The organism is Duganella flavida (genome assembly GCF_009857445.1).
Taxonomy (GTDB): domain Bacteria; phylum Pseudomonadota; class Gammaproteobacteria; order Burkholderiales; family Burkholderiaceae_D; genus Rugamonas; species Rugamonas flavida.
The window spans coordinates 12937-38480 of sequence record NZ_WWCN01000028.1 but is presented as its reverse complement, the minus strand read 5'-3'; the positions used below and the strand labels follow the sequence as shown (position 1 = coordinate 38480).

At 56.7% G+C, this 25544-nt stretch carries 18 protein-coding genes; 13 read left to right on the top strand and 5 right to left on the bottom strand.

Features of this window, described 5'->3' with window-relative positions; all coding sequences use genetic code 11:
• Positions 1-21: 21 nt before the first annotated feature.
• From gmtX to gmtY, 3 genes are read right to left on the bottom strand one after another with little or no spacing between them, the layout of a single operon-like run.
• Positions 22-696 (bottom strand): gamma-mobile-trio protein GmtX, encoded by a 675-nt coding sequence (gene gmtX, locus GTP46_RS28060; protein WP_161009931.1) that lies wholly within the window; start codon positions 694-696, stop codon positions 22-24.
• The gene (gmtZ, locus tag GTP46_RS28055; RefSeq protein WP_161009930.1) at positions 671-4177 is read right to left on the bottom strand and encodes a gamma-mobile-trio integrase GmtZ; all 3507 of its coding nucleotides are present in this window, start codon (positions 4175-4177) and stop codon (positions 671-673) included. The genes gmtX and gmtZ overlap by 26 nt, the downstream gene beginning before the upstream one ends.
• Positions 4178-5560 (bottom strand): gamma-mobile-trio recombinase GmtY, encoded by a 1383-nt coding sequence (gene gmtY, locus GTP46_RS28050; RefSeq protein WP_267877441.1) that lies wholly within the window; start codon positions 5558-5560, stop codon positions 4178-4180.
• Positions 5561-5743: 183 nt separating this feature from the next.
• Between gmtY and GTP46_RS28045 the strand changes: the two genes are divergently transcribed.
• The 13 genes from GTP46_RS28045 (at position 5744) to GTP46_RS27985 (ending at position 23800) form a co-directional block, all read left to right on the top strand.
• Positions 5744-6250 carry a TMEM175 family protein gene (locus GTP46_RS28045; protein ID WP_202414469.1) on the top strand — a complete coding sequence of 169 codons (507 nt, stop codon included), beginning with the start codon at positions 5744-5746 and terminating at the stop codon, positions 6248-6250.
• 113 nt (positions 6251-6363) lie between these two features.
• Positions 6364-7455 (top strand): NF038122 family metalloprotease, encoded by a 1092-nt coding sequence (locus tag GTP46_RS30010; protein ID WP_161009927.1) that lies wholly within the window; start codon positions 6364-6366, stop codon positions 7453-7455.
• A gap of 250 nt (positions 7456-7705) precedes the next feature.
• Entirely contained in the window at positions 7706-9841 is a 2136-nt protein-coding gene (locus GTP46_RS28035; protein WP_229259141.1) for a M3 family metallopeptidase, read from the top strand.
• A gap of 26 nt (positions 9842-9867) precedes the next feature.
• Complete coding sequence (locus tag GTP46_RS28030) at positions 9868-11994, top strand: M3 family metallopeptidase (protein WP_161009926.1); 2127 nt, start codon at positions 9868-9870, stop codon at positions 11992-11994.
• Between the two features lie 89 nt (positions 11995-12083).
• The gene (locus tag GTP46_RS28025) at positions 12084-12287 is read left to right on the top strand and encodes a VF530 family protein (RefSeq protein WP_161009925.1); all 204 of its coding nucleotides are present in this window, start codon (positions 12084-12086) and stop codon (positions 12285-12287) included.
• 13 nt (positions 12288-12300) lie between these two features.
• The gene (locus GTP46_RS28020; RefSeq protein WP_161009924.1) at positions 12301-12576 is read left to right on the top strand and encodes a DUF4404 family protein; all 276 of its coding nucleotides are present in this window, start codon (positions 12301-12303) and stop codon (positions 12574-12576) included.
• Between the two features lie 219 nt (positions 12577-12795).
• Positions 12796-15186 carry a YgiQ family radical SAM protein gene (locus tag GTP46_RS28015; RefSeq protein ID WP_161009923.1) on the top strand — a complete coding sequence of 797 codons (2391 nt, stop codon included), beginning with the start codon at positions 12796-12798 and terminating at the stop codon, positions 15184-15186.
• 153 nt (positions 15187-15339) lie between these two features.
• The gene (locus GTP46_RS28010; RefSeq protein WP_161009922.1) at positions 15340-16800 is read left to right on the top strand and encodes an RCC1 domain-containing protein; all 1461 of its coding nucleotides are present in this window, start codon (positions 15340-15342) and stop codon (positions 16798-16800) included.
• A gap of 48 nt (positions 16801-16848) precedes the next feature.
• Entirely contained in the window at positions 16849-19653 is a 2805-nt protein-coding gene (locus tag GTP46_RS28005; protein ID WP_161009921.1) for an EAL domain-containing protein, read from the top strand.
• Between the two features lie 86 nt (positions 19654-19739).
• A complete protein-coding gene (gene ahpC / locus GTP46_RS28000) occupies positions 19740-20303 on the top strand; it encodes an alkyl hydroperoxide reductase subunit C (protein ID WP_161009920.1) in 564 nt (187 codons plus the stop codon).
• A 114-nt stretch (positions 20304-20417) separates the two neighbouring features.
• A complete protein-coding gene (gene ahpF / locus GTP46_RS27995; RefSeq protein ID WP_161009919.1) occupies positions 20418-22016 on the top strand; it encodes an alkyl hydroperoxide reductase subunit F in 1599 nt (532 codons plus the stop codon).
• Positions 22017-22223: 207 nt separating this feature from the next.
• Positions 22224-22469 carry a helix-turn-helix domain-containing protein gene (locus tag GTP46_RS27990; RefSeq protein ID WP_229259139.1) on the top strand — a complete coding sequence of 82 codons (246 nt, stop codon included), beginning with the start codon at positions 22224-22226 and terminating at the stop codon, positions 22467-22469.
• On the top strand, positions 22466-23800 hold the full coding sequence (locus tag GTP46_RS27985) for a HipA domain-containing protein (RefSeq protein WP_161009917.1): 1335 nt from the start codon (positions 22466-22468) through the stop codon (positions 23798-23800). Before GTP46_RS27990 ends, GTP46_RS27985 begins: the two co-directional genes overlap by 4 nt.
• A gap of 3 nt (positions 23801-23803) precedes the next feature.
• Here the strand turns inward: GTP46_RS27985 and GTP46_RS27980 are convergent, their stop codons facing one another.
• Both GTP46_RS27980 and GTP46_RS27975 read right to left on the bottom strand, forming a co-directional pair.
• Positions 23804-24931, bottom strand: a complete 1128-nt coding sequence (locus GTP46_RS27980; protein ID WP_161009916.1) for an AI-2E family transporter — start codon at positions 24929-24931, stop codon at positions 23804-23806.
• A complete protein-coding gene (locus GTP46_RS27975) occupies positions 24928-25410 on the bottom strand; it encodes a cyclic nucleotide-binding domain-containing protein (protein WP_161009915.1) in 483 nt (160 codons plus the stop codon). Before GTP46_RS27975 ends, GTP46_RS27980 begins: the two co-directional genes overlap by 4 nt.
• Positions 25411-25544: the final 134 nt, after the last annotated feature.

Here is a 25544-nt window from a genome sequence, read left to right as displayed (position 1 = left end):
TTCAGATTCAAGATTGTTTAATCAAAGTTCTTTCAAAACCTTGCTTATTGCAGATACATAACCAGGGCTATATAGAGTTCTTCCCTTTTCCGTACTCACCTCACCCATCCCACCTATAGTCCAAGCTTGATCTTTCATAAAACAACTTGAGATTGCCTCCTCAAGCGCTAATCTTTCAGATTGAGTGAGGCGTAGCGTCGGTGGTAAAACTTCCATAGTCATCTCGTTTGTTACATTTTCCGGAATAGGCCTTAAGTCAATTGTTATGGCGGTGTTTGCTTTCATAATATCCAATTGCTGTCTAAGCTTATCTCTTTCAGCTATGGTTGCCTGGAAGATACTCCGAATGGATGGGTCGGTGATTCTCATCAAGAACTCACTACCAGATGGGGCTTTAGGGGCCTTAGCAGAGATCTTGACGGCCATCGGCCCACTGTATGCGGCCCAAGCGCGAATCAAATCAACGTAGTCCGAGGCGGCAGAATTGTATAGCGTTCTGGCTTTGAAGATCCCTTTGTTTTCGCATAAGCGACCTATATAAGCGATACTAAAGTCCTTGGCCACATATTTTTGTTGTAAGTGTTCAGCACGGCAAACTTCGTGCAGGGCCTTTAGATTCGCGACTTTATGGCTACGTTGTGACTTTGCGAGCAGTGCGTCCAATACCGAGTCAGGATGCGTAGTGGTTTTTTCCATCAAAACTCCTAATGGTGATCTGGCTGCCATTTTGTGAAATCTGCAAAGCTGAGTCGAGCTCAATACCAAGTACCTCGGACAATGACTGCCCACTATCGATGACAGATACAACTTTTCTTAATCCTGCAACGGCATCCATTGAGTTGGTCAGTTTCGATAACTGCGCCATAAAAGCATTTCCCCATCGCAACTGCTGTTTTTCTTCCATTCTGAGAAAAATCGGTGGTCGCCCAGAGTTTTCCAAAGCGGCATCAAGGAGCTGGCTTCGACGGAATACTGCGGTTCCGGGATCGAGGTCAGGATAAATTTCGACATCTGAACATATACCAGCCAATTGCAGAAGTTCGGAGTTTGTATCCTCCATTACTGAGCGTGCAGTGTAATTGTCACCAGCTGTAACCAGTGCAAACTCTTTTGGAGAATTCTCTGAAAGCGCTATTAAGCGATCGACGATTTTAACGTTTGCTGCCACGTTCAGGGAAAGATCAGAAATTTTGACCATTTTATTGTCATATAGCCGCTCTGCATCTTTAAGCATCTTTGCGTGAAGAAATGGAGTGTTTGAGTTATCGCAGGCAGCACGTTCCTTTTTTAGATCAGAAATAACAAAAGACTTTGCCACGGCAATCTCTTGCGCACTGTGCAAATGGTATAGCTGGTTATTGACTGTCGCTATCAGGGCAGGTAAATGATAAAGCCCCGTAGCTTTCCAGCGGCATCGCCCACAGTTACGTGGACCTCCCGGGACTGGTCCATATTCCTTCCGTGCCTCGCTGATGAGTGCGCCACCGTTATGACATCCTGGCAGTTTAGAATCACCATCGAGCATACTTGTGTTTCCACCTGCGAAGCAAATTCCATCGTGTAGCATTTGCCACCCGACCGGATTGCGCATAGTTGGATCCTCGGAAATTACAGATGCCCAACTCGCAGCGTTGAAAACAATATTTTTTTCAACGTCCCGTATCTGCCCATCCTTTAAGAAACGTATCGTAGATGCTTCTTTTTTCTCTTCTGCGCGCTTATTAGCCTCAAAGAGAAGATTTTGAAGATGAATTGCCCCGGGTTTGGTGTAATACAAAGTCATGATTAGACGTGAATGGCCAACAATTTTCATCATTAGCTCAGGTGGCATCTCACCATCGATAACCATTGATGTTATTAGAGATACGCGCAATCCATGTGGAGGGAAAAATGTTCGCTGGTTTTTGGGGTTCAAAAGCAATATCTTACTGCCATCAGGATGTTTAGATTCTTCATTTTCTAACTTTTCTTCAAATGCTTTCATAAGACGTTGCCATGCTACGTCCAATACCCCAGAACCAATAGGCAAATGGGCATGTTTAGGGGTTTCAGGAGTTCGAAAAAGAAAACATGATGGAGCATAGGACATGGCTTGTTTCTGGCTTTTGGGACCAATGCTGCGAGATGCTGGAATTTTAGTCCATGGTGTGCGTTCATTGACGGGATTGTATTTTTCCTGCCAATTTCGCAATTTCTCGAGCCAGTAATAAGGATTTTCTGTGTAACTCTCAAGTTGTGGCCAAGGGCATTCCTGGCCCTTATCGGAGCCGCTTTTTTGGGAGTCGTGAGTTTTATTGGTATTAAAGTAAAGAATTGAAACATAATCATCTTCTTTAACTTTTTTTCGCCGAAATATTCCCATCTGCCACGTCTTTTTGGGATATTTTTTGGCGAGAGCTGAGGTATTCGGAACGAATTTCCCATTTTCATAGCGCCAATCATCCGATTCACCGCTGTCACTCATTCGAAGTTGCCCTGTTCTAGCTGGAACTTGTAGTTTTGTCAGCGCGAGTACCCATCGAACGGGGCTCCACATTTCTAAGACAGGTGACTTGCTATTCCTTTCTCGTAAGCGCCAAACGCAATCGGGATCATTGCGGTCGATTTGTTCAGGAGTGACAGGAAACCAATCTTTTGCACAATTTCTACCTTTTATGGTTTCGAATCCTAAAGCATTTTGTGCGAACTGCCAGTCACAGAAATCTGGCCCCTCAGCCAGCATTTTTCTCAGTTCCAAAATATAGGAGTAAGGAAGAACCTCGCGGACGCTTTCACTTAAATCAGTTGAGTTGTCACTTGATCGTAGCTGTAAGGGATTCTTAAAAAGGGGAGTAACAGTCCAATGCCCGTCATCTTCATCAGAATAGTTTTCCAATAGGACCGAATTCAAGAAATTATATATAATATTGTTAACCTTGAAGCCGTCTTTTATTTCAGAGCAGAAAAGCTCGAAGAAGTCCGGATTTTGAGTTTTTCTGCTTAAGAACTCTGATGGCGATTTCATTGTGCAATTTTCATGTACGAATCGCACAAATTTTTTTAATGCGGTAAGCTTGCTGCCTACACCTCGACTTTCTCGTGCGAACCAATTTGCAATATATTCACGCCATTCCTTGGCACTTGGATAATCTTTTTCTATCCAAGAAAACTCGTAATCGTCGGACTTGCTCAGTGTTACGGGTTTTATTACGACACCACTTTCCACTGCTTGTCTAAGCCAAAGCCGGACGGTGGTAGTTTCTGCACCAACATCTTTAGCCACCGTCGCTATCTTTTCACCCGCTATAATTCTATATACTGCAGCAGAACGCTCCTCTTCGGAAAATTGCCGAATAACGGCTTCTTTGCCTTCTCTTATTCGCTTCCATACACGGAGCTGTTGCAGAGAGATCTTGTGTTGACTAGCAATATCTTTTAAGGCGATACCGCCTTCAATCAGTCGATGAATTTCCTCTATACTGGCCTCTGAAGGAATATCCTGCACGTCATTAAACTGTGCTTCCCAGCGATAGTAGCAATTAGAGCTAACATTCAATTCTCGCGCAACGGCGGCTAGAGATTCTCCATTTCGAACCCGTAAAACAAGTGCTCTCCTAATTGTAATGTCGTGAGAGTTGTTGTTGATGTGCCCCGCAAGGCGTTCTACTGTACTTTTACTCATGCCTAGTTCTTTCGCGACAGTTCCCTTTGCATTTCCCTCTTCGGTGAGTCTTTTCGCTAAGTTTTTTTCATCTTCATTAAATCTGTTCGCGATCTTTATGTCGCTTGTCCAGTTCTTTATGGTGCCAAGGGAAACCCCGAATTCTCTTGCAATCTGTTTTTTTGACACCCCGGACTTGGCTCGCTCTCTTGCTTTATTGACCGTTTCAGCGGAATAGTTGGTTTTTAGGACAATGTCGGACGTCCATCGGGTTATCGTGCTTCTTGAGATACCAAGCTTGAGAGAAACTTTTTTCTTTGGTTCTCCAGATTTTATTAGATCTATCGCTTTCTGTTTTAATTCTTCAGAAACATTTACGTGTCTTCTAATATCGGAAGTCCATATGCCAACAGTGTGCTTAGCTAAATTGAGACTTATTGAAACGGAACGTTTGGGTTCGCCGCTTGCAACTCTAGAAATTGCTTCTCTTCTCGTTTCATCGGAATATGGTGGGGTATATAAATTATTCCTCTTCATTTATTTTGCATCGCCCAGAAGGATAAATGATTGCTGCCTCTTCGAAACCATTTCTAGCATCTCCAATGCCTCCTCAGTTGATGGTTCAGTGTAGATTTTCTGGCTCTCAACTGATTTATGATGCATAAATTTTTGAATAAAAAGAGGATCAAATCCTGCTCTACGTAGTCTACGCCCGTAGCTATGCCGGTGCCCATGGGCAGTGGTCCCATGTTGTTTGCCGTATGGCAATCCTATTCGACGCACTGCGGATTCATGCGAAGAATAATAATTTTCCAAGCTGTAGACTTGCCCTATCGGGTCGCGATTTATATTTACAAAGGCGAAAGGATGGTGGCGCTCAATTGAAGCTAATTGGAGCATATACAAGTCCCAAAACTGTTTGAACCACTGACCATATTCTGGCGAGTACCAATAGGCACGCATGTAGTGTTTTTCGTCCAACTTTGGATTCTTCCAACCCGCTGGGTAATCTGAGCCTATCCTATTGCGCGGCAGCATTCCCCAGTAATGTGCCAGATACGCTTGACGGTTCACAAATGGTTTCTCGGTTGCCAGTGCTTCAGCCATTGCCGGTGCCGAACCAAATTGAGGATGATGTATGCAAACTAGCGAGCTCGTAGGATCGTTAGGGTTATTGTTAACGTCTTCTACGAACAAATGAAACGGTTCACATGACCGAAATCCTGCACCATGAAGCAAAAGTGTGATTAATATATCTCTGTAGTTATATTTCCCCGCATATTTAAAACCCTTAAAAATTAATTCTTCGAATTTTTCATCAGGGAATTCGTAGGACGTGCCTGTTTCACAAGTACCTGGATTTATAGGGGAGGTGAGAGGTATCTCTTCCTTTGGATTATCGTCCCATAAATGCCCTAAGAATGCTCGTGATCTTCTAAATTCATACGCAATCTTCTTCATTTTAATTTCGTAAAGTCCACCGGTGAATTTTGGGTTGAAATTAGAAACTTCTGGATAAGTGTTGCTCATCCATTCAAAGAAATCCGTTAGTAACAGTATCACGTGCCTTTGACTTTGATGATCACGTGGCGACCAACAAAGATAACTCGGATCTAGGCCCGTGTTTAAATCAAATGTGCCGACCGATAAAGCATTTGAAAAATTACTGAAAATTTTCCAATGAGGCAATTTCCCATCAGATAAATCCTCTTCGGTCACATTTTTCTCAAAATATTCTGAAAACAATGTAACAGCTGCGAGTAATTTGTTCATCCACGATGAGCTCCGTATATTTTTTATTGATAAGCAATAGTCAAGTAGTGGCCTTAACGGGCCTTCCTCTGTAAGTAACACAGGGATTTTTGCTATCGCACCGGTGTTATCTACTATTACGCGGCCTTTAGCCTTGGTTAACTGCATTCCAACTCCAGGGGCATACATTGTTTGACACGCATCAGTGATGCGAACTATGTAATTTATTCAGGAATATGGTGTTATGCAACGCGACCATCTGTCTTGCGAATGGCGGAACTTTGTGGTAGCTGATAATGAATTCTGGTTAGGCTAGAAAGTATGTATCGGAATTTGGGGGGAATAACCATCATGGTGTTGGAACTGAAGGTGCCGCATGGCGATAGTGTGGAGGCTTTGCTGCCTTTGTTCCCGGTGTTCCTCAGCTATGTGCTGAGCTTTGTCTACGTTGGAATATATTGGAATAATCATCATCACCTCATGCACGTGGTGTCGCGCATTACCGGCGGGGCGCTGTGGGGTAATTTGCATTTCCTGTTCTGGCTGTCGCTGATACCGTTTGTCACTGGCTGGATGGGCGAGAACCATTTCTCGGCGGTGCCGGTCGCGTGCTATGGCTTCGTGCTGTTCATGTGCAGCGTCGCCTACCTGATGCTGGTGCGCTGCCTCGAAGCCAATAATGATGCCCTGAAGGATGCCGTCGGCAGTGACCGCAAGGGCAAGATTTCCATGTTGCTGTACCTGATAGGCGTGGCCGCCTCCTGCGGCTGGCCGATGCTGGGCTTTGCCGTCTACGTATTGGTCGCCATCATCTGGTTCCTCCCCGACCGCCGGATAGAATCACGTTACAAGTCGTGAGTGAGTTGTTGCTGGAAAGTCGCATAGAAATTATCACTTAGACTTTCAAAACCAATACTCACACAATCTATCTGTTTCACTGGGAAAAATAATAACTCCAGAGGGGAAGTACCATGAAGCAGTCAATCCGGCGTCCGCTGCTGGCGGCCTCGCTTAGTCTCGCCTTTCTCGCGCCTGCGGCGCACGCTCTTACCTTTGTGTTGAATGACGTGTCCAGCGGCGGCATGAGCGGCGCGCAGCTGCATGCATTCCAGACCGCCGCCAATTACTGGTCTGGCAAGCTGAGCGACCCGGTCACGGTCTATCTCGACATAGGTTTTAACAATCTCGGCCCGAATATCCTGGGCAGTACCGGCTCTAGCTTCGTCTCCACCAGCTACAGCAATATCCACAGTGCACTCAGCGCCGACGCCACCTCGTCGCTGGACGCCACGGCCATGGCGCATATGCAGAGCGGACCGGCGCTGTCCTTTATGGCCACGCAGGGCGATGGCAGTTCGCGCTTCGACAATGACAACTCGTTCAACAACCGCTACCTCGGCATGACCACTGCCAACGCTAAGGCGATGGGCTTTGCCATCGGCACCAGTACCGCCGCGCCGGACGCCAGCATCGTGTTCGCCAACGCCTATGCCGGCGATTTTGTCTACACCCGGACCGGCGGCGTGCCCGCCGACAAGATCGACTTCATCACCGTGGCCGAGCATGAAATCGGCCATGCGCTGGGCTTCACTTCCGGCGTGGACGATATCGATTACTGCATGGCCCCGCGCAACGGCTCGGCCTGCGGCCTCAGTAACACCGCCGACCGCTTCGAAGGCGACTGGTGGTATGAGCCGCTCGACCTGTTCCGCTATTCCGCTGCCGGCGTGGCCGATGTGCGGGTGGGCGGTAAGCCGTATTTCTCTGTCGACGGCGGCATGAGCAAAATTGCCGCCTTCTCCACCGGCACGGAGCATGGCAACGGCTGGCAAGCCAGCCACTTCAGCCCGGACCAGGTCAACCTGATGCGTCCTTTCGTCGGCGACGGCGAGTTCTACGACGCCAGCAACCGCGACCTGGCTGCCATGGACGCCATCGGCTGGGACTTGGCCACGCCGGTGCCCGAACCAGGCGCCTGGGCCATGCTGCTGGCCGGCCTCGGATTGCTGGGATGGACGTCCCGGCGCAACCGTAGTACCCGTAGTTCGCTGCAACGCCCTTAACCCAGGTGCAACCGCCGGCTGCGGCCGGCGGCCTTCTATTTCCTCGGCGAAACTGACAACTTGTTCAGTATCCCCCGCTCAAATACCCGTTTCACCAAGCAATGTTTGGAAAACGACAGCGCTTTCCAATCAATTGCAGTGCAGCACGTTTTACGGGTGACTCGTGCGTAATTCCCCTGATATGATCGTTGGCTTCTATGCTGCGCCTTGTCACGCGCCAGCATTTTTCCTGTACTTGAGAAAGAAGCCCATGACCCGTCCTCACATGCTTGTCATTGCCGCTGCCGTAGGCGTGGCGTTTTCGCAAACCGTCCTGGCGGCGCCTGCCGTCGCTCCGGCGTTGGCCGGCAATCCACTGGCGACCGCCAGCACCTTGCCGTTCCACTATCCAGCATTCGACAAGATCAAGGACGAGCATTTCGTCCCGGCCTTCAACGAAGGCATGCGCCAGCAGTTGAAGGAAGTGGACGCCATCGTCAACGCCCGCTCGATGCCGACGTTTGAAAACACCATCGTGGCGATGGAAAAATCGGGCGCGCTGCTGACCCGCGTGCAGACCATTTTCTACAATCTGCAAGGCGCCAACACCAACGACAAGCTGGACGCCGTTGACAGCGAAATGTCGCCCAAGCTGGCTGCGCACAACGACGCCATCTTCCTGAATCCGCGACTGTGGGCGCGTGTGAAATCGCTGTACGAAAAGCGCGACTCGCTGAAACTGGATGCGGAATCCAAGCACCTGCTGGAACGCTATCACACGGACTTCATCCGCGCCGGCGCCAATCTGTCGGCGGCCGACAAGGACAAGCTGAAAGTCATTAACGGCGACATCGCCAAGCTGCAAACCGCTTTCACCCAGAACGTACTGAAGGAAACCAACGCCTCGTCGCTGGTAGTCGATACGCGTGAAGAACTGGCCGGCATGAGCGCCGCCGCCATTGACGCCGCCGCTGCAGCCGCCAAGGCCAAAGGCCAGGACGGAAAATTCCTGGTCGCCGTGGTCAACACCAGCGGCCAGCCGCCATTGGCCGAACTGACCAACCGCGCCACCCGCGAAAAGCTGATGGCATTGTCGCTGTCGCGCGGCAGCCGTGGCGGTGAATTCGACAGCCGCGAACTGGTGATCAAGATCGCCAAAGCCCGCGCCGACAAGGCCACGCTGCTGGGCTACGCCAACTTCGCCGCCTACTCGCTGGAAGACCAGACCGCGCACGACACCGCGTCGGTCAACAAGCTGCTGGGCGAGCTGGCCAAGCCGGCAGTCAACAACGCCAAGAAAGAAGCGGCCGACCTGCAAGCCGTGGTCGATGCAGAAAAAGGCGGCTTCCAGATCGGCGCCGCCGACTGGGCCTACTACACCGACAAGGTACGCGCGCAGCGCTTCGCCTTCGACGAGAATCAGCTCAAGCCTTACTTCGAATTGAACAACGTGCTGACCAACGGCGTGTTCTACGCAGCGAACAAGCTGTATGGCCTGTCATTCAAGGAGCGCAAGGATCTGCCGGTCTACAACCCGGACGTGCGCGTGTTCGACGTATTCGATGCCGATGGCAAGCAGCTGGCCATCTTCATCGCCGACATGTACGCCCGCTCCAACAAGCAAGGCGGCGCATGGATGAACGAGTACATCTCGCAATCGTCGCTGCTGGGTACTCACTCGGTGGTGGCGAATCACCTGAATATTCCGAAGCCGCCAGCCGGCGAGCCTACCCTGCTGACTTACGATGAAGTGAAGACCGCCTTCCACGAATTCGGTCACGCGCTGCATGGCATGTTCTCCAATGTGAAGTACCCGCGCTTCTCCGGCACCAGCGTGCCGCGCGATTTCGTTGAGTACCCATCGCAAGTGAATGAGATGTGGGCTGTATGGCCTGAGGTTCTTTCCAACTACGCCAAGCATTACAAGACCGGCGCGCCGATGCCGAAAGAACTGCTGGACAAAGTGATCGCATCGAAGAAATTCAACCATGGCTTCATGACCACTGAGTACCTGGCTGCTTCGCTGCTGGACCAGCGCTGGCACCAGCTGACGCCTGCGCAAATCCCGACCGACGTATTGGGCTTCGAAGCGCAATCGCTGAAAGAGATGGGCGTGGACTTTGCACCGGTGCCACCGCGCTACCGCACCACCTACTTCTCGCATAGTTTCTCGGGCGGTTACTCGGCTGGCTACTACGCCTATCTGTGGTCGGAAAAGCTGGATGCCGACACCGTTGAATGGTTCAAGGAAAACGGCGGCCTGCAACGCAAGAACGGTGACTGGTTCCGCGCCAAGCTGCTGTCGCGCGGCGGTACCGATGATGCCATGAATTTGTTCCGCAACTTCCGTGGCCGCGATCCTGTGATCGAACCGCTGCTGGAACGCCGCGGCCTGAATGCGAAATAATATAAATAGTTTATAAGGATAACTGCATGAATCGCACCAACATCATCATCGCCGCTAGCGTGGCCGCCGTGTTCAGCATCGCACACGCGGAGCCTGCGTCGCTGCTGCCTGCATCGAACCCGTTTGCCAAACCGAGCACCCTGCCGTTCGGCTACCCGGCGTTCGACAAAATCCAGAACGAAGACTACGCGCCAGCGTTTGAAGAAGGCATGCGCCAGCAAGCTGCCGAAATCGAAGCCATCGCCAATAACAAAAAGCCTGCTACCTTCGACAACACCATTGTGGCGATGGAGAAATCGGGCCAGCTGCTGTCGCGCGTATCTAGCGTGTTCGGTAACCTGTCCGGCGCCAACACCAACGACACCTTCAAGGCGCTGGAGCGCGATCTGTCGCCGAAACTGGCAGCACACAGCGATGCGATCCGCCTGAACGGCAAGCTGTATGCGCGCATCAAATCGCTGTACGAAAAGCGCGATAAGCTGCATCTCGACGCAGAATCGAAATACCTGCTGGAGCGTTACAACACTGACTTCGTGCGCGCCGGCGCCCAGCTGTCGGATGTCGACAAAGCCAAGCTGAAAACCATGAACGGCGAACTGGCCAAGCTGCAAACCACCTTCGCGCAAAACGTGCTGGAAGAAGCCAACGCCTCGGCCTTGGTGGTTGACACCCGCGAAGAACTGGCCGGCATGTCGGACAAAGCCATCGCCGCCGCTGCCAAAGCCGCTACCGCCAAAGGCATGGATGGCAAGTTCCTGATCCCGGTGGTGAATACCACCGGCCAGGCCAGCCTGGAAGTGCTGACCAACCGCGCAGTGCGTGAGAAGCTGATGGCACTGTCGTTGGCGCGCGGTAGCCACGGCGGCAAATTCGATAACACCCAAGTGGTGCTGTCGCTGGTCAAGCTGCGTGCCGAGAAGGCCGCGCTGATGGGCTATCCTAACTACGCCGCCTACGCACTGGCCGACCAGACCGCGCACGATACCGACGCCGTCAACAAAATCCTGGCCGAACTGACCCGCCCTGCCGTCGCCAACGCCAAGAAAGAAGGCGCCGAGATCCAGCAAGCGATCGACAAGGAAAACGGCGGTTTCCAACTGGCCGCGCAAGACTGGGCCATTTACAGCGATAAGGTGAAGGCCGAGCGTTTCAATTTTGACGCCAACGAACTGCGTCCGTACTTCGAACTGAATAACGTGCTGACCAACGGCGTGTTCTTCGCCGCGAACAAGGTCTACGGCCTGTCGTTCAAAGAGCGCAAGGACCTGCCGGTGTACAACCCGGACGTGCGCGTGTTCGACGTGTTTGACGCCGATGGCAAACAGCTGGCTATCTTCATTGCCGACTTCTACGCCCGCTCCAACAAGCGCGGTGGCGCATGGATGAATGCCTACATGTCGCAATCGTCGCTGATGGGCACCCGCCCTGTGGTGGCGAATCACCTCAACATTCCTAAGCCGAACGACGGCGAGCCAACCCTGCTGACCTACGACGAGCTGCGTACCATGTTCCACGAGTTCGGCCACGCGCTGCACGGCATGTTCTCGAACGTGAAGTACCCACGCTTTGCCGGCACCCGCGTGCCGCGCGACTACGTCGAGTTCCCATCGCAGGTCAACGAAATGTGGTCGGTATGGCCTGAAGTGCTGGCCAACTACGCCAAGCACTACCAGACCGGCGCGCCGATGCCGAAGGAACTGCTGGACAAGGTGATCGCGTCGAAGAAATTCAACGAAGGCTTCCGCACCACCGAGTACCTGGCCGCGTCTATCCTGGACCAGAAATGGCACCAGCTGGGCGTGAACCAGATTCCGACCGATGTACTGGGCTTCGAAGCTGCTGCGCTGAAGGACGCCGGCATCGACTACGCGCCGGTGCCGCCGCGCTACCGCACCACCTACTTCTCGCACACCTTCGCGGGCGGCTACTCGGCCGGCTACTACGGTTACGTGTGGGCCGAGAAGCTGGATGCCGATGCGGTGGAATGGTTCATCGAAAACGGCGGCATGCTGCGCAAGAACGGCGACTACTTCCGCAAGATGCTGCTGTCGAAAGGCGGCACGCTGGACGCGATGCAGATGTACCGCAACTTCCGCGGCCGCGACGCCAAGATCGAACCGCTGCTGGAACGCCGTGGCTTAACTGAAAAATAATCTTGCGTTAAGCGTCACACCGCAAGGCCGGGATTGATTTGTTAGAATCAGTTCCGGCCTTTTGATTTTTGAGTAAGATAAGAACAACCATGAATAACCAACTGCATGGCGTAACGCTGGAAGCAATCGTGACGCGGCTGCATGAGTACTATGGCTGGGAACAACTGGCGCAGCGGATCGACATCAACTGCTTCAGCAAGGATCCCAGCATCAAATCCAGCTTGAAGTTCCTGCGCAAGACGCCGTGGGCCAGGGCGCAGGTTGAAGAACTTTATCTGGCGACCAAATTCTAAACAGGGGACGCATATGGACAGCAATCTGAAAACCTCGCTCAAGAGCCTGCATGCCAGCCTGGCCGGTGCCGGTCCAGTCGATGAGGAATTGCTGGCCCTGCTGAAACAGCTGGACGGCGACATCAAGACCCTGCTGGAACGCGGTGCTGAGCCAGCGCCGGGCGAGACCACCACCTTCGGACTGGCCGAGCGCACGCAAGAGCTGTCAGCCCAATTCGCTGTCAAGCACCCGCAGCTGGAGCCTGCCCTGCGCGAGCTGGGCACCATTTTGTCGAATATGGGAATTTGATGGACGTAAAAAACCCGGGGAATCCAGGCCCCCGGGCGGCCAGCGTTACTTAAACACCGGCGGTTGCTGGCAGAACTCTCCTGCCGCATCTCCGTTATAGCAAAGTTCCGGGCCAATTCAATGCGAGACTGACATCATTTCTTGCAAGTGATTGAATACTAAAAGAAAATTTATTTCGGCGTGAGCGTAGCGTGCCTGTTTCCGGTACAATACCGCCCCATGAATCCCCCAACCAATTTATTTGCGGCCGTCCCGAAGCGGTCTGCCCGCGCTGCTGTTGCGCCTTTCCTGCCGATGTCCCGTCAAGAGATGGATGTGCTCGGCTGGGACGAGTGCGACGTCATCCTGGTGACCGGCGACGCCTACATCGACCACCCAAGCTTTGGCATGGCCCTCGTCGGCCGCCTGCTGGAAGCGAATGGCTACCGCGTCGGCATCATCGCCCAGCCAGACTGGCAGTCGGCAGATGCCTTCCGCACGCTGGGCAAGCCGCGCCTGTACTACGGCGTCACTGCCGGCAATATGGACTCGATGGTCAACCGCTACACGGCCGACCGCAAGCCGCGCTCGGACGACGCCTACACGCCGAACGGCGAACCGAACAAGCGCCCGGACCGCGCGGTGTCGGTGTACGCCCAGCGCTGCCGCGAAGCCTTCCCTGGCACGCCGGTGGTGATCGGCTCGATCGAAGCCTCGCTGCGCCGCATCGCCCACTACGACTACTGGTCGGACAAGGTGCGCCGCTCGGTGCTGTTCGAGTCCAAGGCCGACATGCTGATCTTCGGTAACGCCGAACGCGCACTGGTCGATCTGACCAAGCGCATGGCCGATGGCGAAAGCATCAAGAGCATCCGCGACCTGCGCGGTACCTCCTTCCTGGTGCCGGCCGGCTGGATGCCGGGCGAAGACTGGGGCGTGCACAATTCCACCCGCGTCGATACGCCGGGCAAGATCGACAAGCATATCGATCCATACCTGATGGTGGACCAGAACTCGCCGACCTGCGCGACTGACAACAAGCCAGCCGAGGAAGTCAATCCGGCCATGGTCGAGCCGACCAAGGAAGTGGCACCGCCACCACCACCGGTCGAAGTGGTCAAGACCATTCGCATCATGAGCCGCGAAGAGCGCCGTGCGATGGAACTGGAAAAACACCACAAGACCGTGGTGCGCCTGCCGTCGTTTGAGACCGTGACCAACGATCCGGTGATGTACGCGCACGCTTCGCGCGTGTTTCACCTCGAATCCAATCCCGGCAATGCGCGCGCGCTGGTGCAAGGTCACGGCGACCGCGACGTCTGGATGAACCCACCGCCACTGCCGCTGCAGATGGACGAGATGGACAATGTCTACGACATGAACTACGCCCGCGGCCCGCACCCAAGCTACGGCGGCGCCAATATCCCGGCGTGGGAAATGATCCGCTTCTCGGTCAACATCATGCGCGGCTGCTTCGGCGGCTGCACCTTCTGCTCGATTACCGAGCACGAAGGCCGCATCATCCAGAGCCGTTCCGAGCCGTCCATCCTGCGCGAGATCGAGCATATCCGCGACAAGACCAAGGGTTTCACCGGCATCATCTCCGACCTCGGCGGCCCGACCGCGAATATGTATCGCCTGTCGTGCAAGGACAAAGAGATCGAGACCACCTGCCGTCGCCTGTCGTGCGTGTACCCGTCGATCTGCGTCAACCTCGGCACCAATCACAACCCGCTGATCAAGCTGTACCGCCGTGCGCGTGAAATTCCGGGCATCAAGAAGATCCTGATCCAGTCCGGCCTGCGCTACGACCTGGCGGTGCGTTCGCCTGAGTACGTCAAGGAACTGGTGACCCACCACGTCGGCGGCCTGCTGAAAATCGCTCCTGAGCACACTGAAAGCAATGTGCTGAGCAAGATGATGAAGCCGGGCATCGGCGCCTACGACGAGTTCAAGGCCCTGTTCGAGAAGTACTCGCTGGAAGCGGGCAAGAAGCAATACCTGATCCCGTACTTCATCGCTGCCCACCCGGGCGCCACCGACGAAGACATGCTGAACCTGGCGCTGTGGCTGAAGAAGAACAACTTCCGCCTCGACCAGGTGCAGACCTTCATGCCGACGCCGATGGCCATGGCTAGCGCCATGTACCACTCGCGCCGCAATCCGCTGCACAAGGTGACTGACGATTCGGAAGAAGTGTTCACGCCGCGTACGCTGAAGCAGCGCCAGGCGCACAAGGCTTTCCTGCGCTACTACGATCCGAAGAACTGGCCTATCCTGCGTGACGCTCTGCGCAATATGGGCCGTGGCGATTTGATCGGCACCGGCGAGCGTCACCTGATTCCGCCCTACACGGCGGGCGAGGAAAACTTCAAGGCCTCGCAAGGCAAGCGCGCGATGCCGATGCTGGCGCCGGGTGCGGGCAAGCGTGGCCCAGGCGCACCGATGGCCGGTGCACGCGGCAAGCCGAACGCCCTGACTGGTTCGTTGACCGCGCGCCAGACGGTGGAAACCAAGGGCAAGCCGTCCATCCTCGACACCATCAAGGTGAAGAAGGCGGCGCCAGCGCCGGCCAAGGGCGGCAACCCAGGCCGTACGGCCGCAGCCAGCGGCGGACGCGGCCGAAAGTAAAGAAAGTTTAGATCGACGTTCTCAGGGGAAATGTTGTAAATTTCCTTATCAGCGCAAATGCGTGGATAATTCAGGTCTGCTTGGGCGATGCGCTGCGGCAGCGCGCGGTTACACTAGCCGCTCAGCAGACCTTATTCTGTGAACTGGACGATCATGAAAAACTTCAAATTCTCTTCCCTGTGGCTGGTGCCGCTGTTTGCCATACTGGCCGCCTGCGGTGGTGGTGGCGGCAGCAGCAGCACCGCCACGCCGGCCACGGCGACGCTGAAAAGCATTGCGATTACCATCCCGAGCAGCACCATCCCGATCGGCTCCAGCCAGACCATGACCGCCACCGGCACCTATTCCGATGGCAGCACCAAGGCGCTGGGCTCCGCCACCAACCTGGTCTGGACTACCAAGAGCGGTGGCACCACCGTGGCGCAGGTGTTCAGCAGCGGCAAGGTGACCGGCATCGGCGTCGGTACCGAAACCATCAACGCCGCCCAGGAAGGGATCACCGGCACCATTACCCTGACGATTACCGCACCGTGGACCATGGTCTCGGCCGGCGGCTTCCAGACCATCGCCCGCAAGGCCGACGGCAACCTGTACGCCTGGGGCCAGAATAACTGGGGCCAGCTGGGCGACAGCAGCACCACGCCGCGTAATGCACCGGTACAAGTGAATGCCGGCGCCGGCACCACTGCCTGGAAAATGGTGTCGGTCGGCGACCAGTTCGCCGTCGGCATTCGCGCTGGCAGCAGCACCGGCACCACCGCCAGCACCGGCGGCACACTGTGGGCCTGGGGCTACAACCAGAACGGCCAACTTGGCGACGGCACCCAGACCAACCGCTCGGTGCCGGTCCTGATCGGCAAGGACACCGATTGGGTCTACGTTTCGGCCGGCAAGAGCCACGTGCTGGCAATCAAGGCCAGTGGCATCATGTACGCATGGGGCCGCAATTCGGAAGGTCAGTTGGGCGACGGCACCACGGTCGGCAAGCTGGTCCCCACCAAGATCGGCGCCGCTCTCTGGCTGACCGTCAGCGCCGGCGGCACCCACTCGCTGGGCCTGCAGAAAGACGGCTCGCTGTACACCTGGGGCGGCAACTCGGACGGCCAGCTGGGCAATGCCTCAACCGGCAGCAACGTTAGCGCGCCGGTCAAGATCGGCAGCGCCACCTACACTGCGGTCTCGGCCGGCGCGCTGCACTCGATGGCGATTGGCGCCAACGGCACGCTGTGGGGCTGGGGTTCCAATAGCTATGGCCAGGTCGGCAATAACGCCGGCACCGGTTCGGGCATTACCGCACCGACTCAGATCACGCAGGACAGCAACTGGGCGGTGATCGCTGCCGGCGCCATCCACACCATGGGCGTGCGCACTGACGGCACGCTGTGGGGCTGGGGCTCGAACGCCGAAGGCCAGCTGGGCGACGGCAACGGCGATGCGCTGGCGCCGGTCCAGATCGGCAACCTGAGCAACTGGGTCACGGTTAGTGTCGGCACCGGCCACAGCTTCGGCCTGAAAGCGGACAACACCCTGTGGGGCTGGGGCCGCAACCAGGAAGGCCAGCTGGGCAACGGCAAGAATACGCTGTCGACCACGCCGGTCAACGTCCCGAACTAGTTTTTTTTCCGCCACATCGGACAGGATGGCATAGGCTACACTAGCGCCATGCCTGTCCGACTCTCCGTCCTCGCCAAGCTGTCCATCGCTGCTGCCCTGTTGCTGGTGGCGGCGCCCGGCATGGCGCTGGAAAAAGTCACCCTCCAGCTCAAGCACGCCCACCAGTTCCAGTTTGCCGGCTACTACGCCGCGCTGGAGCTTGGCTTTTACAAGGAAGCCGGGCTGGACGTGCGCATCCTCGAAGGCCAGGACGGCAATGCGCCCGAGCGCGATATCCTGAGCGGCAAGGCCGAGTACGGTACGGGCAGCAGCAACCTGCTGCTGGCGCGGCTGGCCGGCAAGCCGGTGGTGGTGCTGGCCGTGATCTTCCAACATTCGCCGTATGCGCTGGCGATGCGCCAGACCGGCGGTGATCCCGACCTGCGGCGCCTGATCGGCAAGCGCGCCATGATCGGTTCGCTCACCGATGAGCTGGGCAATGCCGACGAGCTGCTGGCCTACCTGACCAAGGAAGGTGTGCCACCGGCCAGCTTCACGCGCGTCGAGCACAGCTTCAATCCGCAAGACCTGATCAGCGGCAAGGTGGACGCGATGGCGATCTACACCACTAACGAGCCGGACACCTTCGACCGGCTGGGCTTTCCGTATGATATCTACAGCCCGCGCGCGGTCGGCATCGATTTTTACGGCGACAATCTGTTCACCAGCGAGCAGGAGATTGCCAACCACCCGGCGCGGGTGCGCGCCTTCCGCGCCGCCAGCCTGCGCGGCTGGCAGTGGGCCATGAGCCATCACGAGGAAGCGGCCGACCTCATCCTCAACAAATATTCGCGCCGCGCCGACCGCCAGCACTTGCTATACGAGGCGCGCCAGATGGTGCCGCTGGTGCAGCCGGTGCTGGTGGAAATCGGCTACATGAATCCGGACCGCTGGCAGCACATTGCCGATGTCTACGCCAGCCTCGGCATGCTGCCCAAAAATGCCGGTTTCGACGGCTTTATGTACCGCGTCGATACCGGGCGCGGCAATCTGGTGTGGTTGTACCGCGTGCTGGGCGTGGCCGCGCTGCTGCTGGTGCTGGGCGCGGCCATCCACTTCAGCATGCTGGCGCGCGAGCGCCGACGGGCGCTGGAAACTATCCGCCAGGGCGAGCAGCGTTTCCGCACCATGTTCGAAGCCTCGCCGCTAGGCATCGCACTGATCGATTCGATCAGCTATGAATACCGCGACATTAACGCGCGCTACCAGGAGATTCTCGGCCGCACCCAGCACGAGCTGCGCGCGCTGCGCTGGCTGGACGTCGGCCATCCGGATGACATCGTACAGGTCAAGGCGCAGATGGCCTTGCTGACCACGCAGCAGATCAGCAGCTTCAAGGCGCTTAGCCGTTTGTTCAGGCCGGACGGCAGCCTGACCTGGATCGACGTCTCGGTGACCGCCATTGACACCGAGGCCGGCAGCCATCCGCACCACCTGTGCATGATCGAAGATGTCACCGCCAAGAAGCAGAGTGAGGCGCTGATCTGGCAGCAAGCCAATTTCGACACCCTGACCCATTTACCCAATCGCCGCATGTTCATGGACCGGCTGGCGCACGACATGCTCAAGAGCCAGCGCGACAAGAGCGGCATCGCTGTGCTGTTCATCGACCTCGATCACTTCAAGGAGGTCAACGACACGCTGGGCCATCAACAGGGCGACGTGTTGCTGGTGGACGCGGCGCGCCGCATCAGCGCCTGCGTGCGCAAGTCGGATACGGTGGCGCGGCTGGGCGGCGATGAATTCACCGTGATCCTCTGCGAGCTGGAGGATACCGCCCACGTGGAGCGCATCGCCCAGGCCATCCTCAGCCGCCTGCTGCAGCCGTTTGACCTGGGGCAGGAGCAGGCCTTTGTGTCGGCCAGCATCGGCATCACCCTGTATCCGGACGATGCGATCGATATCGACAGCCTGCTGAAGAACGCCGACCAGGCCATGTACGCCGCCAAGGGCGCGGGCCGCAACCGCTACAGCTATTTCACGCCGACCTTGCAGGTGGCCGCGCTGAGCCGCATGCGCCTGACCAACGACTTGCGCAGCGCGCTCAAGGGCGAGCAGTTCGAGCTGTACTTCCAGCCGATTGTGCATCTGGAGAGCGGCGCCATCCACAAGGCCGAGGCGCTGATCCGTTGGAACCATCCGCAGCGCGGCATTGTGAGTCCGCTGGAATTCATCCCGCTGGCCGAGTCGAGCGGCCTGATCATCGAGATCGGCGAGTGGGTGTTCCGCGAGGCGGCGCGCTGGGTGCAGCATTGGCGGCAAAGCTACCACCCGGACTTCCAGATCAGCCTGAACCAGTCGCCGCTGGAATTCCAGCGCGAGGGCGGTTCCTACGACGGCTGGCTGCAGCATTTGCAGGCGCTGGCATTGCCGGGGCAGTCGCTGGTGGTGGAAATCACCGAGGGCTTGTTGCTGGACGCCAGCAACGCTGTCAGCACCCGCCTGCTGCAACTGCGCGACGCCGGCATCCAGGTGGCGCTGGACGACTTCGGCACCGGCTATTCCTCGCTGTCCTACCTGAAAAAGTTCGACATCGATTATTTGAAAATCGACCGCTCCTTCACCCGCAACCTGGCGCCCGATTCCAGCGACATGGCGCTCTCGGAAGCCATCATCGTGATGGCGCACAAGCTGGACCTGAAAGTCATCGCCGAAGGCGTGGAAACTCCCGAGCAGCGCGACCTGCTGGCCACCGCCGGCTGCGACTACGGCCAAGGCTACCTGTTCGCCAAACCCATGCCCGCCACCCAATTCGACGCCTTCCTGCGGGATAATGCTATGCCGTCAGCAGAGTCGATAGTCAAATCCAATTGAAACTATTGGAACAATCAATTTTGCAAATGGGGTAAAAGCCCTTAAACTGGCGTCTCAATGATTCACAACCCAACGAGGAAACCACAATGTCCCTGATCAACACCCAAATCAAACCATTCAAAGCCACCGCTTACCACGCAGGTAAATTCATCGACGTGAGCGACGAGTCCCTGAAAGGCAAGTGGTCCGTTCTGATGTTCTACCCAGCAGACTTCACCTTCGTGTGCCCAACCGAACTGGAAGACCTGGCTGACTTCCAACCAGAATTCGCCAAGCTGGGCGTAGAAGTGTACGGCGTGTCGACCGACACCCACTTCGCGCACAAAGCATGGCACGACACCTCGGACGCAATCAAGAAAGTGAACTACCCACTGATCGGCGACCCAACCGGTACCCTGTCGCGTAACTTCGAAGTGATGATCGAAGAAGAAGGCCTGGCACTGCGCGGCACCTTCGTGATCAATCCAGAAGGCCAGATCAAAGTGCTGGAAGTGCACGACAACGGCATCGGCCGCGACGCTTCGGAACTGCTGCGCAAAGTTAAAGCAGCTAAATACGTTGCCGAGCACCCAGGCCAAGTGTGCCCAGCTAAATGGACCGAGGGTGCAGCTACCCTGACCCCATCGCTGGACCTGGTCGGCAAGATCTAAGTCTTGAGCGACAAGTCTTGAAAAAGACTGCAGCAAACAAGTAGTTACCGCGATGCCGGACCGGGCGTCCGGCCCGGCATACGCCTAAATATTTGTGAAATAAGGAAGAACATCATGTTGGACGCTAGCCTCAAAACCCAGTTAAAAGCCTACCTCGAAAAAGTGGTGCATCCGCTTGAACTGGTCGCCTCCCTCGATGACAGCGCCAAAGCCCGCGAGATGAAAGAACTGCTCCTCGAAATTGCCGAGTTGAGCGACAAGATCTCGCTGGTCGAGCGCACCGAAGCAGGCGTACGTACCCCATCGTTCAGCATCAACCGTGCTGGCAGCGAGATCGGCGTGCGTTTCGCCGCCATCCCGATGGGCCACGAATTCACTTCGCTGGTGCTGGCGCTGCTGCAAGTAGGCGGCCACACCATCAAATTTGACGAAGCCGTGATCGAGCAAATCCGCAACCTGGATGGCGATTTCGAGTTCGAAACCTTCATGTCGCTGACCTGCCATAACTGCCCGGACGTAGTGCAGGCGCTGAACGCCATGTCGGTGATTAACCCACGCATCAAAGTCACCACCATTGACGGTGGCCTGTTCGCCAAGGAAGTGGAAGAGCGTCAGATCATGGCCGTGCCGATGATGTTCCTGAACGGCGAACACTTCGGCCAGGGCCGTACCTCGGTCGAGGAAATCCTCGCCAAGCTGGACACCAATGCTGGCGTGCGCCAGGCGGCTGAGCTCAGCAAGAAAGAAGTGTTCGATGTGCTGGTCGTCGGCGGCGGTCCTGCCGGCGCGGCTGCGGCCATCTACGCGGCCCGTAAAGGCATCCGCACGGGCGTGCTGGCCGACCGCTTCGGCGGCCAGGTGCTGGATACGCTGGCGATCGAGAACTTCATTTCGGTGAAAGAGACCGAAGGCCCGAAATTCGCCATCGCACTGGAACAGCACGTCAAGGAATACGACGTCGATATCATGAACACCCAGCGCGCCAACAAGCTGGTGCCGCTCGGTAAAGTGGTGGAAGTGCAGACTGCTTCTGGCGCGGTGTTGAAAGCCAAGTCGGTGATTTTGGCGACCGGCGCCCGCTGGCGCGAAATCAACGTGCCGGGCGAGAAGGAATACCGCAACCACGGCGTGGCCTACTGCCCGCACTGCGATGGTCCGCTGTTCAAGGGCAAGCGCGTGTCGGTGATCGGTGGCGGCAACTCGGGTGTGGAAGCGGCGATCGACCTGGCTGGTTTGGTGCAGCACGTGACGCTGATTGAATTCGGCGCCGAACTGCGCGCTGATGCAGTCCTGCAGCGCAAGCTGCGCAGCCTGGCCAACGTTACCGTGATCACCTCGGCACAAACCACCGAGATCCACGGCGACGGCAAGAAAGTGAATGCGCTGAGCTACACCGACCGCAACACCAACGCCTCGCACAAGGTGGAGCTGGAAGGCGTGTTCGTGCAGATCGGCTTGGTGCCGAACACCGAGTGGCTGAAAGGCACAATCGCTTTGTCGCGCCACGGCGAGATTGAAGTAGATGCACGCGGCCAGGCCTCGCTGCCGGGCGTATTCGCTGCGGGTGACGTGACCACCGTGCCATACAAGCAAATCATCATCGCCACCGGCGAAGGTGCGAAAGCGGCTCTGTCCGCCTTCGACCACCTGATCCGCTCGGATGACACCGAAACGGTGGATGAAGCGGCCAGCAAGCAAGCGCTGACTGCATAAGAAGATCAGTCTTCATGCTCAAGCCCAAAAGTTGGCAACAACTTTTGGGCTTTTTATTTCGGAATTACGGAAATAATTGAATATCTGTTGCGCTCAACAGAAAATATCGGAAAATCAGAAATTACTCATATATACTATTCCAAGGGTAAAAATTTCTGAAAGTCCGAAATGACTGAATTGACTAAAGCCCCGCTACCTGCGGTTCAAATGGTGAGAGATACCGCTGATATCGGGAAGCAGGTACGCGCCCATCGCAAACAGCAAGGGTTGAGGATAGACGATGCCGCCGCGCTGAACGGGGTGTCGGTAGACTTGTTGTCGCGCCTGGAAAATGGCGCCGGCGGCGTGCGCACCGATAAATTGCTGGCGGTGCTGGATGGACTGGGCTTGACCCTGGTCATCGCGCCGAAAGATCACGACTTCCTCAAGCGCTTGCCTCAAGACACGCTATGAGTACCTCTTCCCACCTGCTGTGTTTATGGATGGACAAGCGTCTCATTGCAGACATTGAATATGCGCCGGTGGAGGAACGATGGTCACTGCGCTATTCGGCGGACTGGTTAGCCGATCCTGACGCATTTCCCCTGTCGCCGGCCATGTCGCTGAGTGCGGAGATCGCGTCTGGAACAGTGCGGCGTTTTCTGGAGAATTTGCTGCCGGAGGGACATGCACTGGATATCGTCGCCTCCAGCCAGGGCATCGCCAAGAGCAATGTATTTGGATTGATCCATGCATTGGGCGCGGAAACCACGGGAGCATTCCGCTTCTTGCCGCAAAGCGTGGATGGCACGCTGGGGCAGCCGGCGATCGGACGGCGCGAAATTTCGCTCGCGGAGCTGGATCAGCGGATCGCGGACCGCGCGCAACGGCCATTGATTGAATGGGACGGCAAGCTGCGCATGTCGGTGGCGGGCTATCAGGACAAGCTGCTGGTCTGCATGGATGGCGGCAGCATGTATCTGCCCGATTTCCCGCTGGCCTCGACTCATATTCTGAAGCCGCAGCCCGCCGAAGAACGGCTGCCGTACATGGTGGCCAACGAACATTTCTGCATGACCCTGGCCGCCGCGCTGGGACTACCTGCCGCACCGGTGGCCATTTTGCGTACGCCAAGGCCGGTGCTGGCGGTGACCCGCTTCGACCGGACCATCGTACCCGGTGGCGAAGTGCGGGTAGTACGCAAGCACATCATCGATGCCTGTCAGGCAGCCGACCTTCCCGTGAGTTTTAAATATGAGCGCAATATCGGCAGCGTAGGCGATGCGGCGCTGTATCGGGATGGTGTCAGCTTGCCGGTGCTGTTTGGCTTGCTGGAGTTCGTCAACCGTAAAGCGGTCGACAAGTTGGCGATGCTGCGCTGGGCTTTGTTCCAGCTGGTGATTGGCAACAGCGATGCACATGGTAAGAACTTTTCCTTCTTCGTGCATCGTACCGGCTTGCAAGCGGCGCCTTGGTATGACTTGGTGAGCGTGGTGCAGTACCCGCAGTTTTCCCACGAATTGGCAATGGCGTTTGGCGACCAGTTTAATCTGGACCAGGTCAGGGCGTTTGACTTGGCAGACTTTGCCCAGCGTTGTGGCATTGATCGTCAATTACTGCTGCGCGAGTGCCGGCGCTTGCGCGATGGTGTGCAACAGCATGCGCTGGCGTTGGCGGCAGCCGATCTCTACCAGGATGGCGAACGCGAGCTCACACGTGCCATTGCGGAATTCGCTATCGCCCAAGCCGGGCGCTTATGCGATAGCGCGCAAGAGGCGATCGGCATTGCCGACGATTTGTTGTAAATCTCAGGAATTCAAATCGTAGCTGGCTTGTTTGGCGCGCAGGTCCATGGCGTTGCGGTGGCGGGCGCGCAGGCGTGGGTCGGTGATCAGGCGGCCCAGTGTTTCACCGATGACCATCACCACGCCTAGCAGTGGCAGTACTAGCATCAGGCCCGCCACCCCGGCCACCGAGCCGCCGATGAAGATCATCAGCACGGTGATCAGCGGATGGATGTGCAGGCTGCGGCCCAGCGTCAGCGGCATGAACACGAAGTCATCCAGCAGGCGCACGCAGATGAATACGCCGATCGCCAGGTAGGCCACCGACGGATCGGCCGGCGCATCGGTCGAGGCCACCATAACCACCAGCACGCAGCCCACAATCGAGCCCACGTACGGCACCCACGCCAGCACCGCAGCAATTAGGCCCAGCACCATCGGCGAGGACACGCCGATGGCCCACAGGCCGAACGCCAGCACGACGGTGTCGAGCATGGTCAGGCGGATCAGGCCCTGGAAGTAGCGGTGTGCGGTCTGGTCGACTTCATGCAGCAGGCACAGGGTGCGTTCGAAGAAGGCGTTCGGCACGGCGCGTGCTAAGAACTTTTTGAAGCGCAGGCCATCGCGCAAAAAGAAGAAGGTCAGGAATGGCGCCAGCAGCAGCGACGGCAGCCAGCCCACCGCCGACACCAGGATGTCGGTCAGGTGCGACTGGATGAAGGCGCCGGTGAATTCACTCATGCGCTGGTTGATGGTGTCGGCCAGCTGCACTTGGCGCAGGATGGGGAATTGTTCTTCCAGCGCCGTCAGCGTGTGGCGCACGAAGTCCAGTCCGCCTTGCAGGTAGATGCCCAGCATGTCTTGCCACGAGGTGTCGGGCGAGGATTTCCAGAACACCGCCGCCATCACGGCCAGCGTGACGATCAGCAGGAATACCGCACCGACCAGCAGCGTGGCCGCATTCTGGCTGAAGCCCATGCGCACCAGGCGCTGCGCCGGCGGTTGCAGGATGTAGTACAGCACGATGCCGAGCAAAAACGGAATCGCCAGGAACAACATCTGCTGCAGCAGGAATAGCAGCACGCAGGTGGCGGCGATGATGCCGCTCCACACCACCGGCCCGCCGCGCTGTTGGGTCGGCAGCAAATTCATAGCGCCTCGATTTGCGGTTTGCCGGTCATCCAGTCGCGCAGGCGGCGGCCGATGTGGCGTGCCAGGGCCAGCGAGATTTTGTAGCCAATCACGGGATCGGTTTCCATCAGACCCATGAAGTCGGCGCGGAAGAATACGGCCAGCTCGCAGTTGTCCAGCGCGCGCGTTTGCGCATTGCGCGGCGAGTTGTCGAGCAGGGCCAGGTCGCCGAAGAAGGAACCAGCCGACAGTTCGGCCACCACTTCGCGTCCCGCATCGAGATGGCGGCTGATGATCACGCGGCCCGACATCACCAGATACAAGGCCTGGCCTTCCTCGCCTTCGTCAAAAATGATTTCGTCGGCCAGGTAGCGGCGCTCGTGCATCAGGCGGTCCACGATTTTAAGTTCGAGCGGCGTCAGCGTCGAGAACAGGGCTGATTCTTTCAGGCGCAGCAAACGCGGCGACATCTCGGGCGATTTGAGGAAACCGAAAATCAAGGGAACTCCGGGACAGGGATTGGGGGGTGAGACATTGTCGCCGGTTTTGTGCTGCTGCTGTGCATCTGTTGTTCAGAAAGCACAGTGAGAAAATGAAAAAGGCCCGATGCGAACATCGGGCCTTCTTCTGAATA

Coding starts and splice junctions, on each gene's coding strand:
- gmtX (WP_161009931.1), bottom strand. CDS start 696: ATGGAAAAAACCACTACGCATCCTGACTCGGTATTGGACGCACTGCTC.
- gmtZ (WP_161009930.1), bottom strand. CDS start 4,177: ATGAAGAGGAATAATTTATATACCCCACCATATTCCGATGAAACGAGA.
- gmtY (WP_267877441.1), bottom strand. CDS start 5,560: ATGCAGTTAACCAAGGCTAAAGGCCGCGTAATAGTAGATAACACCGGT.
- GTP46_RS28045 (WP_202414469.1), top strand. CDS start 5,744: ATGGTGTTGGAACTGAAGGTGCCGCATGGCGATAGTGTGGAGGCTTTG.
- GTP46_RS30010 (WP_161009927.1), top strand. CDS start 6,364: ATGAAGCAGTCAATCCGGCGTCCGCTGCTGGCGGCCTCGCTTAGTCTC.
- GTP46_RS28035 (WP_229259141.1), top strand. CDS start 7,706: ATGACCCGTCCTCACATGCTTGTCATTGCCGCTGCCGTAGGCGTGGCG.
- GTP46_RS28030 (WP_161009926.1), top strand. CDS start 9,868: ATGAATCGCACCAACATCATCATCGCCGCTAGCGTGGCCGCCGTGTTC.
- GTP46_RS28025 (WP_161009925.1), top strand. CDS start 12,084: ATGAATAACCAACTGCATGGCGTAACGCTGGAAGCAATCGTGACGCGG.
- GTP46_RS28020 (WP_161009924.1), top strand. CDS start 12,301: ATGGACAGCAATCTGAAAACCTCGCTCAAGAGCCTGCATGCCAGCCTG.
- GTP46_RS28015 (WP_161009923.1), top strand. CDS start 12,796: ATGAATCCCCCAACCAATTTATTTGCGGCCGTCCCGAAGCGGTCTGCC.
- GTP46_RS28010 (WP_161009922.1), top strand. CDS start 15,340: ATGAAAAACTTCAAATTCTCTTCCCTGTGGCTGGTGCCGCTGTTTGCC.
- GTP46_RS28005 (WP_161009921.1), top strand. CDS start 16,849: ATGCCTGTCCGACTCTCCGTCCTCGCCAAGCTGTCCATCGCTGCTGCC.
- ahpC (WP_161009920.1), top strand. CDS start 19,740: ATGTCCCTGATCAACACCCAAATCAAACCATTCAAAGCCACCGCTTAC.
- ahpF (WP_161009919.1), top strand. CDS start 20,418: ATGTTGGACGCTAGCCTCAAAACCCAGTTAAAAGCCTACCTCGAAAAA.
- GTP46_RS27990 (WP_229259139.1), top strand. CDS start 22,224: ATGGTGAGAGATACCGCTGATATCGGGAAGCAGGTACGCGCCCATCGC.
- GTP46_RS27985 (WP_161009917.1), top strand. CDS start 22,466: ATGAGTACCTCTTCCCACCTGCTGTGTTTATGGATGGACAAGCGTCTC.
- GTP46_RS27980 (WP_161009916.1), bottom strand. CDS start 24,931: ATGAATTTGCTGCCGACCCAACAGCGCGGCGGGCCGGTGGTGTGGAGC.